Annotated in this window: 8 protein-coding genes; 6 read left to right on the top strand and 2 right to left on the bottom strand. The window is 57.4% G+C overall.

What is annotated here, in order from left to right:
* Position 1 precedes the first annotated feature (1 nt).
* Positions 2–2,974 carry a DNA polymerase I gene (gene polA, locus NHF56_RS00895; protein WP_252800727.1) on the bottom strand — a complete coding sequence of 991 codons (2,973 nt, stop codon included), beginning with the start codon at positions 2,972–2,974 and terminating at the stop codon, positions 2–4.
* A gap of 755 nt (positions 2,975–3,729) precedes the next feature.
* Between polA and NHF56_RS00890 the strand changes: the two genes are divergently transcribed.
* Positions 3,730–4,203, top strand: a complete 474-nt coding sequence (locus tag NHF56_RS00890; protein ID WP_252804779.1) for a MarR family winged helix-turn-helix transcriptional regulator — start codon at positions 3,730–3,732, stop codon at positions 4,201–4,203.
* 80 nt (positions 4,204–4,283) lie between these two features.
* On the top strand, positions 4,284–5,672 hold the full coding sequence (locus NHF56_RS00885) for a M20/M25/M40 family metallo-hydrolase (protein ID WP_252800726.1): 1,389 nt from the start codon (positions 4,284–4,286) through the stop codon (positions 5,670–5,672).
* Between the two features lie 53 nt (positions 5,673–5,725).
* Here NHF56_RS00885 and NHF56_RS00880 read toward each other — a convergent pair whose 3' ends face one another.
* A complete protein-coding gene (locus NHF56_RS00880; RefSeq protein ID WP_252800724.1) occupies positions 5,726–8,251 on the bottom strand; it encodes a methyl-accepting chemotaxis protein in 2,526 nt (841 codons plus the stop codon).
* A 215-nt stretch (positions 8,252–8,466) separates the two neighbouring features.
* Here NHF56_RS00880 and NHF56_RS00875 point away from each other — a divergent pair, with 215 nt between their 5' ends.
* The 4 genes from NHF56_RS00875 to NHF56_RS00860 all read left to right on the top strand — a co-directional run bounded on the left by NHF56_RS00875 (position 8,467) and on the right by NHF56_RS00860 (position 16,006).
* Positions 8,467–10,668, top strand: a complete 2,202-nt coding sequence (locus tag NHF56_RS00875; RefSeq protein ID WP_252800722.1) for a transglycosylase domain-containing protein — start codon at positions 8,467–8,469, stop codon at positions 10,666–10,668.
* Between the two features lie 268 nt (positions 10,669–10,936).
* Positions 10,937–12,859 carry a molecular chaperone DnaK gene (gene dnaK / locus NHF56_RS00870; protein WP_252800720.1) on the top strand — a complete coding sequence of 641 codons (1,923 nt, stop codon included), beginning with the start codon at positions 10,937–10,939 and terminating at the stop codon, positions 12,857–12,859.
* Positions 12,860–12,928: 69 nt separating this feature from the next.
* Positions 12,929–14,080, top strand: coding sequence for a molecular chaperone DnaJ (gene dnaJ, locus NHF56_RS00865; RefSeq protein WP_252800718.1), 1,152 nt, complete (start codon positions 12,929–12,931; stop codon positions 14,078–14,080).
* Positions 14,081–14,347: 267 nt separating this feature from the next.
* On the top strand, positions 14,348–16,006 hold the full coding sequence (locus tag NHF56_RS00860) for a glucan biosynthesis protein (protein WP_252800716.1): 1,659 nt from the start codon (positions 14,348–14,350) through the stop codon (positions 16,004–16,006).
* Positions 16,007–16,046: the final 40 nt, after the last annotated feature.

Genomic DNA, 16,046 nt, shown 5'->3' with positions numbered 1-16,046 from the left:
ATCAGTGGGCCTCGTCCCAATTATGTGCGGCCCGCGCATCCACCTTCAGCGGCACCTTCATGTTGATCGCCGGAAAGGCCGCATTTTCCATGGCCTCGACGACAATGGGGATGGTCTTTTCGACCTCTGCATCTTCAACCTCGAAAATCAGTTCGTCGTGCACCTGCAGAAGCATCTGCGCGCCAAGCTTGGCCGTCGCCAGAACCTCATCCATGCGCACCATGGCGCGGCGAATGATATCGGCCGCCGAACCCTGGATCGGCGCGTTGATCGCCGCACGCTCGTTGAAGGCTCTGAGCGAAGGCTGCGAGGATTTGATCTCCGGATAGTGCGCGCGCCGCCCGAAGATCGTTTCCACATAGCCATGCTCGCGGGCAAAGGCCTTCGTCGATTCCATATAGTCGCGAATGCCGGGAAAACGCTCGAAATATTTCTTGATGTAGTCGCCCGCCTCACCGCGCGCGATGCCCAGCTGGTTCGCCAGACCGAAGGCGGATATGCCGTAGATGATGCCGAAATTGATCGCCTTGGCGCGGCGGCGCACTTCGCCCGGCATGCCCTCGACCGGCACGCCGAACATTTCCGACGCCGTCATCGCGTGAATGTCCACACCATCGGCAAAAGCCTGCCGCAGCTGCGGAATATCGGCAACATGGGCGAGCACCCGCAACTCGATCTGGCTATAGTCGGCAGAAATCAGCTTGTGGCCGGGCGACGCAATAAAGGCCGTCCTGATCTTGCGGCCTTCGGCCGTACGAACGGGAATATTTTGCAGGTTGGGCTCGGAAGACGAAAGACGCCCTGTCGTGGTGGACGCCAGCGAATAAGAGGTGTGAACCCGCTTGGTCTCGGCGTGAATATAGCCCGGCAGCGCATCCGTATAAGTGGATTTGAGCTTGGTGATCTGCCGCCAGTCAACGATCTTGCGCGGCAATTCATGGCCTTCAGCGGCGAGATCCTCCAGCACCTGTGCAGAGGTCGACCACTGGCCGGTCTTCGTCTTATTGCCACCGGGGAGTCCCATCTTGCCGAACAGAATATCGCCAAGCTGTTTCGGCGAACCGGGATTGAAGCTCTCACCGGCCAAGCCCTGAATTTCATCCTCCAGAGCCGCGGCACTTTGCGCCAGCTCACCGGAAAGCCGGGAGAGAATTTGCCGGTCGACCGAAATGCCGCGCTCTTCCATCAGTGCCAGAACGCTGACCAGCGGACGCTCCAGGCGCTCGTAAACGCGGGTCAAACCTTCCGCCGCCAGTCGCGGCTTCAACACCATCCAGAGCCGCAACGTCACATCCACATCTTCAGCCGCGTAAGCCGTCGCCCGCTGGATATCGACGAAATCAAACGTGACGGCGGATTTGCCCGAACCGGCGACATCCTTGAAGGGGATCGGCTTATGGCCGAGCCACTTTTCAGACAGCGCATCCATGCCCTGCCCGCCCTTGCCGGCATCGAGCACATAAGAGATCAGCATCGTGTCGTCGAAACCGGCAATCGAAATGCCGTGCCGCTTCATCACCAGCCAGTCATATTTCATGTTGTGCGCGATCTTGAGAACGGACGTATCCTCAAGCAGCGGCTTCAACACATCGAGCGCCTTGCCGAGCGGGATTTGCCCCTCCACGAGCCCGCCACCCAGCAGATCGCCCTGCCCGGCTTTATGACCGACAGGAACGTAAGCTGCACGGATTTTCGTCCCCTCCGGATTCTCTCCATTGTCGGCAACGGCCAGCGAAAAGCCCGCAAGCTCGGCCTGCATGGGATCAAGCGACGTGGTTTCCGTGTCAAAACAGACAATGCCCGTTTCCTGCGCCAGCGCGATAAACGCCTCCAGCGCCGTCACATCCACAATTGTCTCGTAAGCCGAGTGGTCGATGGGCAACGCTGCAAAGCGTTCCGCACGCGCCGCCGCAAGGTCGGCAGGCTTGAAACCTTCGGTATCGCCTGCACTGATCGCAGCAGCCTTCGCCGCGACAACCGAAGGCGGCGGCGTGTCCGGCGCATCGCCCTTGTCGAGGTCCGGTCCATGTGCATCCGCGCCCCATTCCACGTCAACATGGGCGGCTTCAATAGCCGAAGCATCCGTTTCCGTTGCTTCCGCCACGCGCCGCGTCAGCGTGTTGAACTCCATGGCTTTCAGAAAGGCGATCAGCTTCGCCCCGTCCTGCGGGTGAAGTTCAAAATCGCTGATCGGCACCTCGACAGGCGTATCGGTGCGCAACGTGACGAGTTGGCGCGAGATTTTCGCAAGTTCCCGGTTTGCAATGATATTTTCGCGGCGCTTGTTCTGCTTGATTTCCTCGGCCCGCTCCAGAAGGGTATCGAGATCGCCAAACTCCTCCAGAAGCTGCGCCGCCGTCTTGGGACCAATGCCGGGAATGCCGGGAACATTATCGGTCGAATCGCCGGTCATGGCCTGCAGGTCGATCATCTTTTCCGGCGGCACGCCCCATTTCTCGATGACCTCGGGGATCGAAATCTGCCGATCCTTCATCGCATCATACATATGCACGTTCTTGGTCACAAGCTGCATGAGGTCCTTGTCGGACGAGATGATGGTGACATCCGCACCCGCCGCCTCGGCTTGGCGGGCATAGGTGGCAATCAGGTCATCGGCCTCAAAGCCGGCCATCTCGATACACGGAAGGTTGAAGGCCGCCGTGGCCTTTCTAATCAGCCCGAACTGGGGAATGAGGTCTTCAGGCGGTGCCGTGCGATTGGCCTTGTATTCCGGATAAAGCTCGTTGCGAAATGTCTTGGACGAGTGGTCGAAAATGACGGCGAAATGGGTTGGAGTCACCCCAACGGATGTGTCACGCGCATCGACGAGAAGCTTCCACAACATGTTGCAGAAACCCGAAACCGCATTGACCGGCAGCCCGTCCGATTTGCGGCTGAGCGAAGGAATTGCGTGAAAGGCACGGAAGATGAAACCGGACCCGTCGACAAGAAAGAGATGATCGCCTTTTTTCATGGGATGAATGGATAGCGTGCGCCACGGGAAAGGTCCACAAAAACTAAGACACATCCCCAGGCAGGCAAAATACCGGCCCGAACTTCAAATTTGCCCGGAAAATAGGCTGAAATCACAAATTTCAGTCAAAATCTGTCCATTCTCTTGCCACAATTTGATGATCATATCGAATCATCCGGAATTAAACCGGTTTTCCCGTTAAGAGCCACGTCCCCGGCTCGGGAAAAAAGCGTCGCCCCCGATTGACGCTGATTAAAAAAGATTGACCGTCATGGAACCGCCTATCCATGACGGTTTTTCTTTGCCTGAAATTTGAAAAAACAACGTCACAAACCAGCGTCAACAGCCTCAAGTTTAACGGCAAGGCAAACGCAAAACCCTGACTTTTCAAATTGTTGAAACGCAGGCACTGCAAGCCTTTCGATTGATTACAAATTTGTAATCCGGGCTTCCCTTGAATTGCCACATTCCCGGAGCCATCTCACAGTCATCGGCAATTGATCACGCCGACCAGTGTCTGACAACCGGCCTGTCCCCCGCCCGTTGCAGACTTAGGACAAAGGCCTCTAGTCCCCCTCTCCGGGCCTTTGTCCCTCCTTTGTCAGGCCGCCATGGGTTACCTCCAACCATGGCGGCCTTTGACGTTCTAGAGCATCGGGCGATGCCCTTGGAAATATCATTCTATAGCCTGCGTTCTTTTTTGATTGGACGCGAATCGTCGAGAAAGCTATGGATAGGGCATGGCGCAAGACCTGATGGAATCCGCAGTCTATCTTTCTGGCTTGTTGGCGAAGGGATTTTCCCGGTCGTTGCAACACAAGATCGCCGCGCTTGGCATTTCGCCCGGACAATATCCCATCCTTGTCACCTTGTGGAACGAGGACGGCATCACCCAGCGCGAACTTGTGGAGCGGCTGGAGATTGAACAGGCCACCATCGCCAACACCCTCTCGCGCATGGTCCGCGACGATCTCGTAGAGCGCAGGGCACACCCCAAGGACAAACGTGCGCAGCTTCTTTACCTCACCGATCGGGCGAAATCGCTGAAGGACGCAGCATTGAAAGCTGCTGAAGAGGCTGACGAAGCGCTCTTTTCCGGCTTCCGCCGTTTCGAACGCGAATTGCTGATGGAGTATATGCGCTGGGCGGTTGAAAACGCACGCAAGCTGGAAGATGGCGTTGACCCGGCAGAGGCGCAAATTCATGACCTTCGGCCAATTCCCGTTTGACGTCGGCGCTTTGCGGGTCCAAGTTCTGCCCCGTTCAGATTTCATTTCAGTCTGAGATATCCAACTGATTAGGAATACCCATGGCCGATATTGCTAAAGTGCTTCAGCGCGCAGATGACAACCTCAATTCCAGCCTTGAAAAGCTGTTTGAGCTTGTGCGCATCAAATCCATTTCCACCGATCCCGCTTTCAAGGCCGAATGCCGCAGGGCCGGCGAATACCTGGTCAAAGCGCTGACGGATATCGGCTTCGATGCATCGCTGCGCGACACGCCCGGCCATCCCATGGTGGTTGCCCATCACGAGGGCGCAAGCGCCGATGCACCGCATGTGCTGTTTTACGGACATTACGATGTGCAGCCGGTCGATCCGCTGGAGCTTTGGGAAAAGGACCCCTTCGATCCCGCCGTCATCAAGGAAGAGAGTGGACGCGAGATCATCAATGGACGCGGCACCTCTGACGACAAGGGCCAGCTCTTGACCTTCGTGGAAGCCTGCCGCGCATACAAGGAGGCCAATGGCAGCCTGCCGGTGCGCGTCAGCATCCTGTTTGAAGGTGAAGAGGAATCCGGCTCCCCCTCGCTCAAGCCGTTTCTCGAGGCCAATGCGGAAGAATTGAAGGCCGACTTCGCTCTCGTCTGCGACACCGGCATGTGGGATGAAAATACACCCGCCATTTCCTCAAGCCTGCGCGGCCTCGTGGGCGAGGAAATCGTGGTCAAGGCGGCCAGCCGCGACCTGCATTCGGGCCACTACGGTGGGGCTGCGGCAAACCCCATCCACATTCTGGCCGATATTCTTGCCAGCATGCACGACAAGACCGGGACCGTCACAATTCCAGGCTTTTATGACGGTGTTGAAGAAACACCCCACAATATCAAGGAAAGCTGGGACAAGCTGCAAAGCACGAATGACACCTTCCTGTCTGATATCGGCCTTTCCATTCCCGCTGGCGAAAAGGGCCGCTCGGTTCTGGAACTGACCTGGGCGCGGCCGACCGCGGAGGTCAATGGCATCAAGGGCGGCTATACGGGCGAAGGCTTCAAGACGGTGATTGCCGCACAGGCCTCGGCAAAGGTCTCGTTCCGTCTTGTCGGAAAACAGGACCCGGCGAAAATTCGCGAGAATTTCCGTGCATTCGTAAAATCCAGAATTCCGGAGGACTGCTCTGTGGAATTCCACCCGCACGGCGGCTCGCCGGCGATCCAGCTGCCTTATGATTCCGATGTGCTGACAAAAGCGAAAACGGCGCTTTCCGACGAATGGCCGAAACCCGCAGTCACAATCGGCATGGGTGGCTCGATCCCGATTGTCGGCGATTTCCAGAAAATGCTGGGCATGGATTCACTTCTGGTGGGTTACGCGCTCGAGGACGACCGCATCCACTCACCGAATGAAAAATACAACCTGAAATCCTATCACAAGGGCATCCGCTCCTGGATCAGGATCATGGCGGCCCTGGCAAAGTAATCCGCTTCAAGAGCAACGGAAAACCCCGCTTTTGTGCGGGGTTTCCAAACATATCATGCCGCGCGCTGTGCCTTCGCTTGCCCGTCGCCGATCCGGAACCGCGCCACAAGTTCGCTCAGCTCCATCGCTTCTGAAACCAGGACGTGGCTTGCGGCATTGGTCTCCTCCACCATCGCGGCATTCTGCTGGGTCATCTGGTCCATCGAATTGACGGCGGCATTGACCTCCTGCAGCCCGGTCGATTGTTCCTGGCTGGCGCGCGCCACATCGGCAATGTTCTGCGCAATTTCCTGCATACGCTGGTTGATGCGCGCGATCACCTCGCCGGTCTGACCGACAAGCTCGACCCCCTGCTTGACTTCATCGCCGGAGCGGCCAATCAGGGTCTTGATTTCCTTTGCTGCGTTTGCGGAGCGTTGCGCAAGCTCGCGCACCTCCTGGGCAACAACGGCAAAGCCTTTGCCCGCTTCGCCCGCACGCGCTGCCTCGACGCCGGCATTGAGTGCCAGAAGGTTGGTCTGGAAGGCAATCTCGTCAATCGTGCCGATGATCTGACTGATCTGTCCCGACGCCGCTTCGATGCGGTCCATGGCGCTCACGGCCTCGGAAACAACCGTGGCCGACTGAGCGGCATCGCTGAGAATTTCCGCACTGACCGTATTGGTGTCACGGGCACGCTGCGAAGACACACGAACCGTGCTGGTGATTTCCTCCACGGCTGCCGCCGTCTGTTCCAGCGCCGCCGCCTGCTGCTCGGTGCGCCGCGCAAGGTCGTTGGCACTGTCGTTCAGCACGCTGCTCTTTTCGCGGATGGAAATCGAATTGTCCCGGATCTGGCCGAGCGCATCGCGCATCTGCTCAAGTGATTCGTTGAAATTGACGCGAAGCTCATCAAGCTCGCCGGCAAAGCTTGTACGGATGGTGCAGGTCAGATCACCATGGGCAAGGCTGCGCAGCCCGTTTGCCAGGGCGGAAACAGCGTCGCGCATCTCAAGCGATATCCGTTCCCGCTCGCTGTCGGCGGCAGCGCGTTCCATTTCAGCACGCTTGCGGGCTTCCTCGGCCTCCGCCTCAAATCTCAATTTGTCCTCGGCATTGGTTTTGAAAACGCCAAGTGCACGCGCCATATCGCCGATTTCATCGGTCCGCTCGGTGCCGACCACGTCTGCATCCAGCTTGCCGGAGGCGACATCCTTCATCGTTTGCGTGAGCCGGCGAATGGGGCCTTTCAACGCGCCGACAAGCGCAAGCGTCGCCACAATGGAAAAGAGAACGGCGGCACCGGCAGCCGTCAGAGAAATCGTCAACGCCTCGCTGGTGGCCGTTTTGGCACGAACACGTTGCAACTCGGCCAGTTTCACGATGTGAAGCCAGGCCTGATTGATCTGATCCGATGCGGCGGTGAAGGCTTCAACACGCGCCGTTTCCGCAGTCACCAGTTTCTCGGAATTCGCCGAAAGGCCATCGGCAGCGTCCGAGGCGGCGGTCACCGCATCAAGAAGCGTATCGAGGTTTGAAACCATCGGAATGGCCGGCAGGCTACCCAGCAGATTGGTGATATCGGCCTTGAACGGTTCGAGATTGTCTGCCGTCGGCGCAGCAAGAAGGCGCGTTCCCGATAGCAGCGCCTCATTCGTCAAGGCCCGCATGCGCATGGCATAATCGACGACCTTCGATGCCTCTTCCATGGGGCGATCAAGCTCGCTGAACTTGCTGCTGGAATCGCGACCGGCCTGAGTGGCAAGCGCTCGCAGCTTGAACACCATGGGCCGCAACAGGCCTGCCGCACGCGTGACCTTGGAAACCTCGACAGGCGATTCGGTATTGGCCTCATAGACCTCCAGAATGAACTCAAGATTATCCTTGATCGTGTTTTTCGCCTGCACTTCGGTAGACGGCAGATAGCGTTCCGTTGCGTGGATGAGTTCGTTCATCTCCGAGCGTAGCGGTTTAATCGTGTTCAGCAGGTCGGACGGTTCGGAAATCTCCTGCAGTTTGGAAACGATATCCTGCAGGCTTTCGGAGCTGTTGCTGAGTGTTTCAGATCGGCGGATCAGCTCTTTTGCTTCCAGATCCTTGGCACGGAGTGTGGCTTCCGTTTCGTCAGACACCTTCTGAATCGCATCGCGGGCTAAAGCCAGCGCATCGAGATGCTGTTTCATGTCAGCTTTGAGCACAAGTTCGCTCTCGTGCATGTCCCACAATCCGCCAGCAGAAGCGCCCAGCGCATCCACAATCTGCTTGGCCTCGTTCAGGCCGTTCAGCATATCGGGCTCTGCACTCTCTTGAATACGCGCGTTCAAATCCGCAGATGTGCTGTCGAGGCTCTCCGCCAACACCTCGCGGCGCGCCTCTGTCGTATCAGACAGAAAGACATTCATATCGGTATAGACCTGCTTGAAGGCGCTCAACGAGCCGATGCTGCGGCTGGAGCCATCAAGCTGCCGGCCAATGATATTTCCGGTTAACAGGCTAACGGCCGCAATCGCCACAATAAAAAGGCAGAGCGGCGCAATGAAGGCGAGGATCTTAGCCTGAATGGAAAGGCGGGCAAGGAGAGCGCTGAAGGGTCGCATCATGGGTCTGTTTCCGGCAAATAGGTGTTGGAATGTGCAAATCGATAAATTGAAATCGGCGCATGATAAGAGCGAGACCCGTTAAAATTGGTTTAAATCAAGGCAGTTTGGGCGTTCGCAAAAGACTTTCGTGAAGCCGGAAATTCTTCCTTAACCGCCCCTTAATTCGCCGCATTTAGAGTTCAGGGCGAAATCAGATTCAAACCAAATACGGGCAAATGGCAAAACGATCCCGGTCAACAAACCGCATAGAACCTTTCTTCGAATCCAACGGCAACAGCGCAAACGGCGGCGGTAGCCGCGTCACGGGCAATGCGCGCGGCAAGAAGGCGAAGAAGAAGCGCGCACGTTCGTCCGGCGGCGTGACCGGCTTCTTGCGTTCGGCTGTTTACTGGTCACTGGTGCTCGGCCTCTGGGGCGCCATGGGCGTGGGTGGTATCGTCGTTTATTACGGTGCCAAGATGCCAAGCGCCACCTCGTGGTCCATTCCGGATCGGCCACCGAACATCAAGATATTGGCCGTCGATGGTTCCACGATTGCAAACCGCGGCGCAACCGGTGGCGAAGCCGTGACCCTCGACAATATGTCGCCCTATATTCCCGAAGCCGTGATTTCGATTGAAGATCGCCGCTTTTATTATCACTTCGGCTTCGACCCCATCGGCTTTGCCCGTGCGATGGTGACGAACATATTGAGCGGCCACATGGTTCAGGGCGGATCGACGCTCACCCAGCAGCTTGCCAAAAATCTTTTCCTCTCGCCTGAACGTACCCTGGAGCGCAAGGTGCAGGAAGTGCTGCTGGCCATCTGGCTTGAGCACAAGTTCACCAAAGACCAGATTTTGGCGATGTATCTGAACCGGGTCTATTTTGGTTCCAATGCCTACGGCGTGGAAGCTGCCTCCCGGCGCTACTTCAACAAACCTGCGCGTGATGTGAACCTCGGCGAAGCAGCTCTTCTGGCAGGCCTGTTGAAAGCCCCCTCGCGCCTGTCACCTGCCCGCGATCCCAAAGCGGCGGAAGAGCGCGCACAGGTGGTACTGGCTGCCATGCATGATGCGGGTTATGTGACGGACAAGGAAGTCACCACGGCCATGTCGCAAAAGCCGGTGAAAACAAAGAGCTACTGGTCCGGTGCCGGCCAATATGTGGCCGATATTGTGATGGATCGCATCCCTTCCATGGTGGGCGATGTGAAGGAAGACCTCGTTATCGACACGACGATCGATCTTTCCCTTGAAGAAAAGGCCGAGGAGGCCATCCAGAACGCGCTGGACAGCGACGGCGAGAAATACAAGGTGAGCCAGGCCGCACTTGTTTCGCTGGATGGCACCGGCGCTGTGCGCGCGCTGGTGGGTGGCCGCGACTATTCCAAAAGCCAGTTCGACCGGGCAACGGACGCCAAGCGCCAGCCGGGTTCCGCGTTCAAGCCCTTCGTCTATGCGGCAGCCCTCGAGGAAGGCGTGACGCCGGATTCCCTGCGCAACGACGCGCCAGTGAAAATCGGCAAATGGACGCCTGAAAACTACGAAAACAAATATATCGGTCCGGTGACCGTGCAATATGCGCTGACCCATTCGCTGAACACGATTGCCGCGCAATTGGTGATGGAAGCAGGCCCCCAGCAGGTGGTGAAGCTGGCGCACCGTCTCGGTATCGAATCCAAGCTGCAGGAAAATGCCTCCATCGCGCTTGGCACATCGGAAGTATCGCTGGAAGAACTGACAGGTGCTTATGCTGCCTTCATGAACGGCGGCTACAAGGCAACACCACACATTATCCGGCGCATTTCCACTGCATCCGGCAAGGTTCTTTACGAAAACCGGTATGACGATCCGCCGCGGGTTCTCTCGCCGCAAATTGCTGCAACGATGAATTCGATGTTGTCGCATGTGGTCAGCGAAGGCACCGGCCGCGCCGCCCAGATCAAGGGCTGGCAGGTGGCCGGCAAAACCGGCACCACACAGTCTTATCGCGACGCGCTTTTTGTTGGCTACACATCCAACCTGGCAACGGGTGTTTGGTTCGGCAACGATGATGGCACACCTATGAAACGCGCCACCGGCGGCAGTATTCCAGCCCGCACCTGGCAGGAGTTTATGGCAGCAGCACACGAGGGTCTTTCACCGTCTCCGCTCTTTGGTACGGGCGGAGGCTACTCGGACGGCACACCAATGGCCTCTGTTCCAACGACACAGGATGGCACGGGCGTTTCGAGCCCGCCCAGCAAGCCGCGAACCCTCACCGACGTTCTCTCCGACCTTCTGGGAACGAACAAACAGGCAAGCGCAGAACTGCCACCCAGCTCCAATGCACCGCCAGCACCGCTTCCCCCGGCAAGTGTGGGCACAACACCTCAGGCACAGCAGAACGGCTCCGGCAAGAAATCCACGCTTCTTGATGTCTTGATGGGTGGTTGAGCCGGCAGGGTTGATCATTCAGCCTCTATTCGACCGATAGCCCTTCAAACCGGGGCTGGGGCGCGACCTCTTTCGCCCGCATAAATGTGAAATTGTTGCCACTTTTTGCATCAATAGGCCCGCCAAACGCCTTGCGGACATAAAAACCGCTACTTATATACGCCGCATCAAGGCAGTTATGCCTGCCAACCAAATGGAAATATCCCCGTTAGGGGCTGTCGAATGAACGCCTGAAGGGTTCCGGCAGCTTGCTTCAAGGAGAGCGTAAATGGCTAAAGTAATTGGTATTGACCTCGGGACCACCAACTCCTGCGTTTCGGTCATGGACGGCAAAGACGCCCGTGTGATCGAAAATGCGGAAGGTGCCCGCACCACCCCCTCAATGGTCGCATTTTCCGATGATGGCGAACGCCTCGTCGGCCAGCCGGCAAAGCGCCAGGCTGTCACCAACCCTGAAAACACCCTGTTCGCTGTCAAGCGCCTGATCGGTCGTCGCTACGAAGACAAGACGGTTGAGAAGGACAAGGATCTCGTTCCTTACAAGATCGTGCGCGCCGACAACGGCGACGCCTGGGTTGAGGCGAACGGCAAGGGCTACTCGCCCTCGCAGATTTCCGCCATGGTTCTCCAGAAGATGAAGGAAACGGCAGAAGCCTATCTCGGCGAAACCGTCGACAAGGCCGTGATCACCGTTCCGGCTTACTTCAACGACGCACAGCGCCAGGCCACCAAGGATGCAGGCAAGATCGCCGGCCTTGAAGTTCTGCGCATCATCAACGAGCCGACGGCAGCTGCTCTGGCTTATGGCCTCGACAAGAAGGACGGCAAAACCATTGCCGTATACGACCTTGGCGGCGGCACATTCGATATCTCCGTTCTCGAAATCGGCGACGGTGTCTTCGAAGTGAAGTCCACCAACGGCGACACCTTCCTCGGCGGTGAAGACTTCGACATGCGTCTCGTCGAATATCTCGCGGACGAGTTCAAGAAGGACAATGGCATCGACCTGAAGAAGGACAAGCTGGCTCTGCAGCGTCTGAAAGAAGCTGCCGAAAAAGCCAAGATCGAGCTTTCGTCTTCGCAGCAGACCGAAATCAACCTGCCCTTCATCACGGCTGACGCTTCCGGTCCCAAGCACCTGACGCTGAAGCTGACGCGCGCCAAGTTCGAAGCCCTTGTTGACGATCTCGTTCAGCGTACGGTCGCACCTTGCAAGGCTGCCATGAAGGATGCCGGTGTTTCGGCCTCTGAAATCGACGAAGTGGTTCTGGTCGGCGGCATGAGCCGTATGCCCAAGGTCCAGGAAGTCGTTAAGCAGCTCTTCGGCAAGGAACCGCACAAGGGCGTGAACCCGGACGAAGTGGTTGCCATGGGTGCTGCCATCCAGGCAGGCGTTCTGCAGGGCGACGTCAAGGACGTTCTGTTGCTCGACGTGACCCCGCTGTCTCTCGGCATCGAAACACTGGGTGGTGTCTTCACCCGTCTGATCGACCGTAACACGACGATCCCGACGAAGAAGAGCCAGACCTTCTCGACGGCCGAAGACAACCAGAATGCCGTGACCATCCGCGTATCGCAGGGCGAGCGCGAAATGGCTGCAGACAACAAGCTGCTCGGCCAGTTCGACCTCGTTGGCATTCCGCCCGCACCGCGCGGCGTTCCGCAGATCGAAGTCACCTTCGACATCGACGCCAACGGTATTGTTCAGGTTTCGGCCAAGGACAAGGGCACCGGCAAGGAACACCAGATCCGCATTCAGGCATCGGGTGGTCTGTCCGACGACGAAATCGAAAAGATGGTCAAGGACGCCGAAGCCAATGCGGAAGGCGACAAGAAGCGCCGCGAAACCGTGGAAGCCAGGAACCAGGCCGAAAGCCTCGTTCATTCCTCTGAGAAGTCTCTCAAGGACTATGGCGACAAGGTTTCCGAAGAAGATCGCAACGCGATCTCCGAGGCGATTGCCAGCCTGAAGGAAGCTATCGAGAAGGATGAGCCGGAACTGGCTGATATCCAGGCCAAGACCCAGACCCTCATGGAAGTGTCCATGAAGCTTGGCCAGGCCATGTATGAAGCCCAGCAGGCTGAAGAAAGCGCCGATGGTTCCTCTTCATCCAAGGCTTCCGGCGATGACAATGTTGTCGATGCCGACTATGAAGAAGTCGACGGCGACGACGAAAAGAAGTCGGCCTGATAACCAGAACCGGTGGGGTCAGGTCAAACCTCACCCCACCGGCATACGGTCAAGCGGAGCTGACGAACAATGGCAAAAGCAGACTTTTACGAGACCCTCGGCGTCTCAAAGGGTGCTGACGAAAAAGAGCTGAAAAGCGCATTTCGCAAGCTGGCGATGAAATATCATCCCGACAAAAACCCCAACGACACCGAAGCGGAAAAGAAATTCAAGGAAATCAACGAAGCCTACGAAACGCTCAAGGACCCGCAGAAGCGCGCGGCCTATGACCGTTTTGGCCATGCAGCCTTTGAAAACGGTGGCATGGGGGGCGGCGGCGGTCCCTTCGGCGGTGGTGCCGGAATGGGTGCCGGTGGTTTCTCCGATATTTTCGAAGACATATTTGGCGAGATGATGGGCGGCGGCGGCCGCGCACGACGCTCTTCGGGCGGCCGCGAACGCGGGGCCGACCTTCGCTACAATATGGAGATCAGCCTCGAGGAAGCCTTCAAGGGCAAGACCGCGCAAATTCGCGTGCCAACCTCGATTTCGTGCGATGTATGTCACGGCTCCGGGGCAAAACCCGGAACCAAGCCGACCACCTGCCCGACCTGTCAGGGTGCGGGACGTGTCCGTGCGGCACAGGGCTTCTTCTCCATCGAACGCACCTGCCCCACCTGTCAGGGCCGTGGTCAAACGATCACCGACCCTTGCACGAAGTGTCATGGACAGGGACGCGTTCACGAAGAACGTTCGCTGTCGGTCAACATCCCGGCTGGCATTGAAGACGGCACACGCATTCGCCTGACGGGTGAAGGTGAAGCCGGCATGCGCGGAGGCCCCTCGGGCGACCTCTACATCTTCATGTCGGTCAAACCGCATCCCTTCTTCCAGAGAGACGGGGCCGACCTCTATTGCTCGGTGCCGATTTCGATGACCACCGCAGCCCTTGGTGGCAAGTTCGAAGTCTCGACACTGGACGGAACCAAGTCGCGTGTGACCGTGCCGGAAGGCACACAGGCCGGCAAGCAGTTTCGCCTGAAGGGTAAGGGCATGCCGATCATGCGGTCTTCGCAGATGGGCGACCTCTACATACAGATCATGATCGAAACGCCGCAAAAGCTTTCCAAGCGCCAACGCGAGCTGCTGCAGGAGTTCGAACAGCTCTCTTCCAAGGAAAACAATCCGGAATCCTCCGGGTTTTTCTCCCGGATGAAAGACTTTTTCGATCTGAGTGACTGATAAAGAATAGTATTGTTAATGCTGTCAGAACAAAAAACGCCGGGTAATCGTTAGCCCGGCGTTTTTCCATCTGGACCAGACATGAATTCAAGCGTATTTTGCGGCAGCGCAACAATGAATGAGTGCACGGCACAAATCAGGCCACAATCTTTCCAAAGTTTAATGTGAGAACGCCACTCGCCGGAGGAGGACCTGCGGCGCATGCCAACATGTGAGCCCGACGCCATTTCAACCGGCCGCGTCGCTCTTCACCAAGTTATTGAAAATATGAAGCGAAACGAACCTCTGCCGAATTTTGAAATTCTCCCGGCCTTTAATCGCCGTACCTTCCTCACCGCCCTTTCAGCGACTGCATTGATAGCGCTGGAGCGCAGTGCATATGCACAGGAAGCCCCAGCAGCCCCAGCCGAGAATGGCGCACCGGCACCGGCCAGCGCGGAGGCGCAAGCACCAGCCGACCAGGAATTCAGCTTCGATATACTTTCCGCTCAGATGAAGGATGCATCCACGAAGCCTTACGAGGCTGCCGCCGAAGTGGGTGGCTATCTGAAGGATCTGACCTACGACACCTATCGCCTGATCCGATTTAACCCGGACCACGCCCGCTTCGCGGATATCGACAATGGCGGTTTCCGGCTTCAGGCCTTCCACATGGGCTGGCTCTTCAAGCGTCCGGTTAGCCTTTTTGAGGTGTCCGACGGCAAAGCCCGTTCGATGAACATCAACACCGATGACTTCATCTACGAGCGTGAGGCACGCGAAATAGTGCCCGAACATGAGACGCTGCCAGGCATCGCCGGATTTCGCCTGCACTATCCGCTCAACCGCCCCGATATTTTCGACGAGCTCGTCGCTTTTCAGGGCGCTTCCTATTTCCGTGCGCTTGGCCGCGGTTCAAATTATGGTCTCTCCGCGCGCGGGCTTGCGATCAATACTGGCAGCTCGGACCCGGAAGAATTTCCCGATTTCACGCGTTTTTACATTGAACGTCCCCAGCCGGGCGCGACCTCGATCACCATCTATGCGGCGCTGGAAAGCGCGTCACTCACGGGTGCCTACAAATTTGTCGTGGTACCGGGTGAAAATACGGTGATTGAAACAACGGCGCGGCTTTATCTGCGTTCGGATATCCCGCAACTCGGCATTGCACCGCTCACATCCATGTTCCTCTTCGCCGAGCGCAACCGTCATCAGTTCGACGACTATCGCCCGAACGTTCACGACAGCGACGGCCTGGCCATTGAAACCCAAAGCGGCGGGCAGATCTGGCGTCCGCTCGCCAATCCGCCGCATTTGGCATCGAGCTATTTCTCGGAAGTTTCGCCGAAAAGCTTCGGCCTTTTCCAGCGTGACCGCGATTTCGCCAGCTTCCAGGATGCTTCAGCCAATTACGAAAAACGCCCATCCGTGCGCGTTGAACCAATCGGTGAATGGGGCAAAGGCGTCATCCGTCTCGTTGAAATTCCCTCCGATCTCGAAGCCAACGACAATATCGTTGCCTTCTGGATGCCGGATGGCGGCGGCAAGGCCGGACAGGATATGGAGTTCAACTATCGCCTCATCTGGGGCGACCTGCCGCCCGATCCTGATGCTGATCGCGCCTATGTTCTGGAAACGCGCGCCGGTGTTGGCGGTGTGTCCGGTGTCCAGAATTCCGATGGCACCCGCAAGTTCGTTGTCGACTTCAAGGGTGGCCTCATCGCCAACCTGCCGTCGTCTGCTTCGGACACAATCAAGCCCGTTTGTACCGTTAACGGTGGCCAGATTGTGACCCAGACATTGTCTCTGATCCCTCAGGAAGGTGTTTGGCGGCTGGTTCTGGATATTTCCGCGGATGAAGGAAGCACGGTGGAACTTTCTGCGCGCCTGGAGGGTTATGGAAGAGTTCTATCTGAGGTTTGGGCCTATCAGTGGATCAACAAATAAGCCTTGGTGAGCAATTTCTTGAAGATGCATTCAAATGGTG

It is taken from the genome of Rhizobium sp. L1K21 (assembly GCF_024055895.1).
Classification (GTDB): Bacteria; Pseudomonadota; Alphaproteobacteria; order Rhizobiales; family Rhizobiaceae; genus Ensifer_A.
Note: the sequence above shows the minus strand (reverse complement) of the source record. Positions and strands in the feature narration are given on the sequence as shown.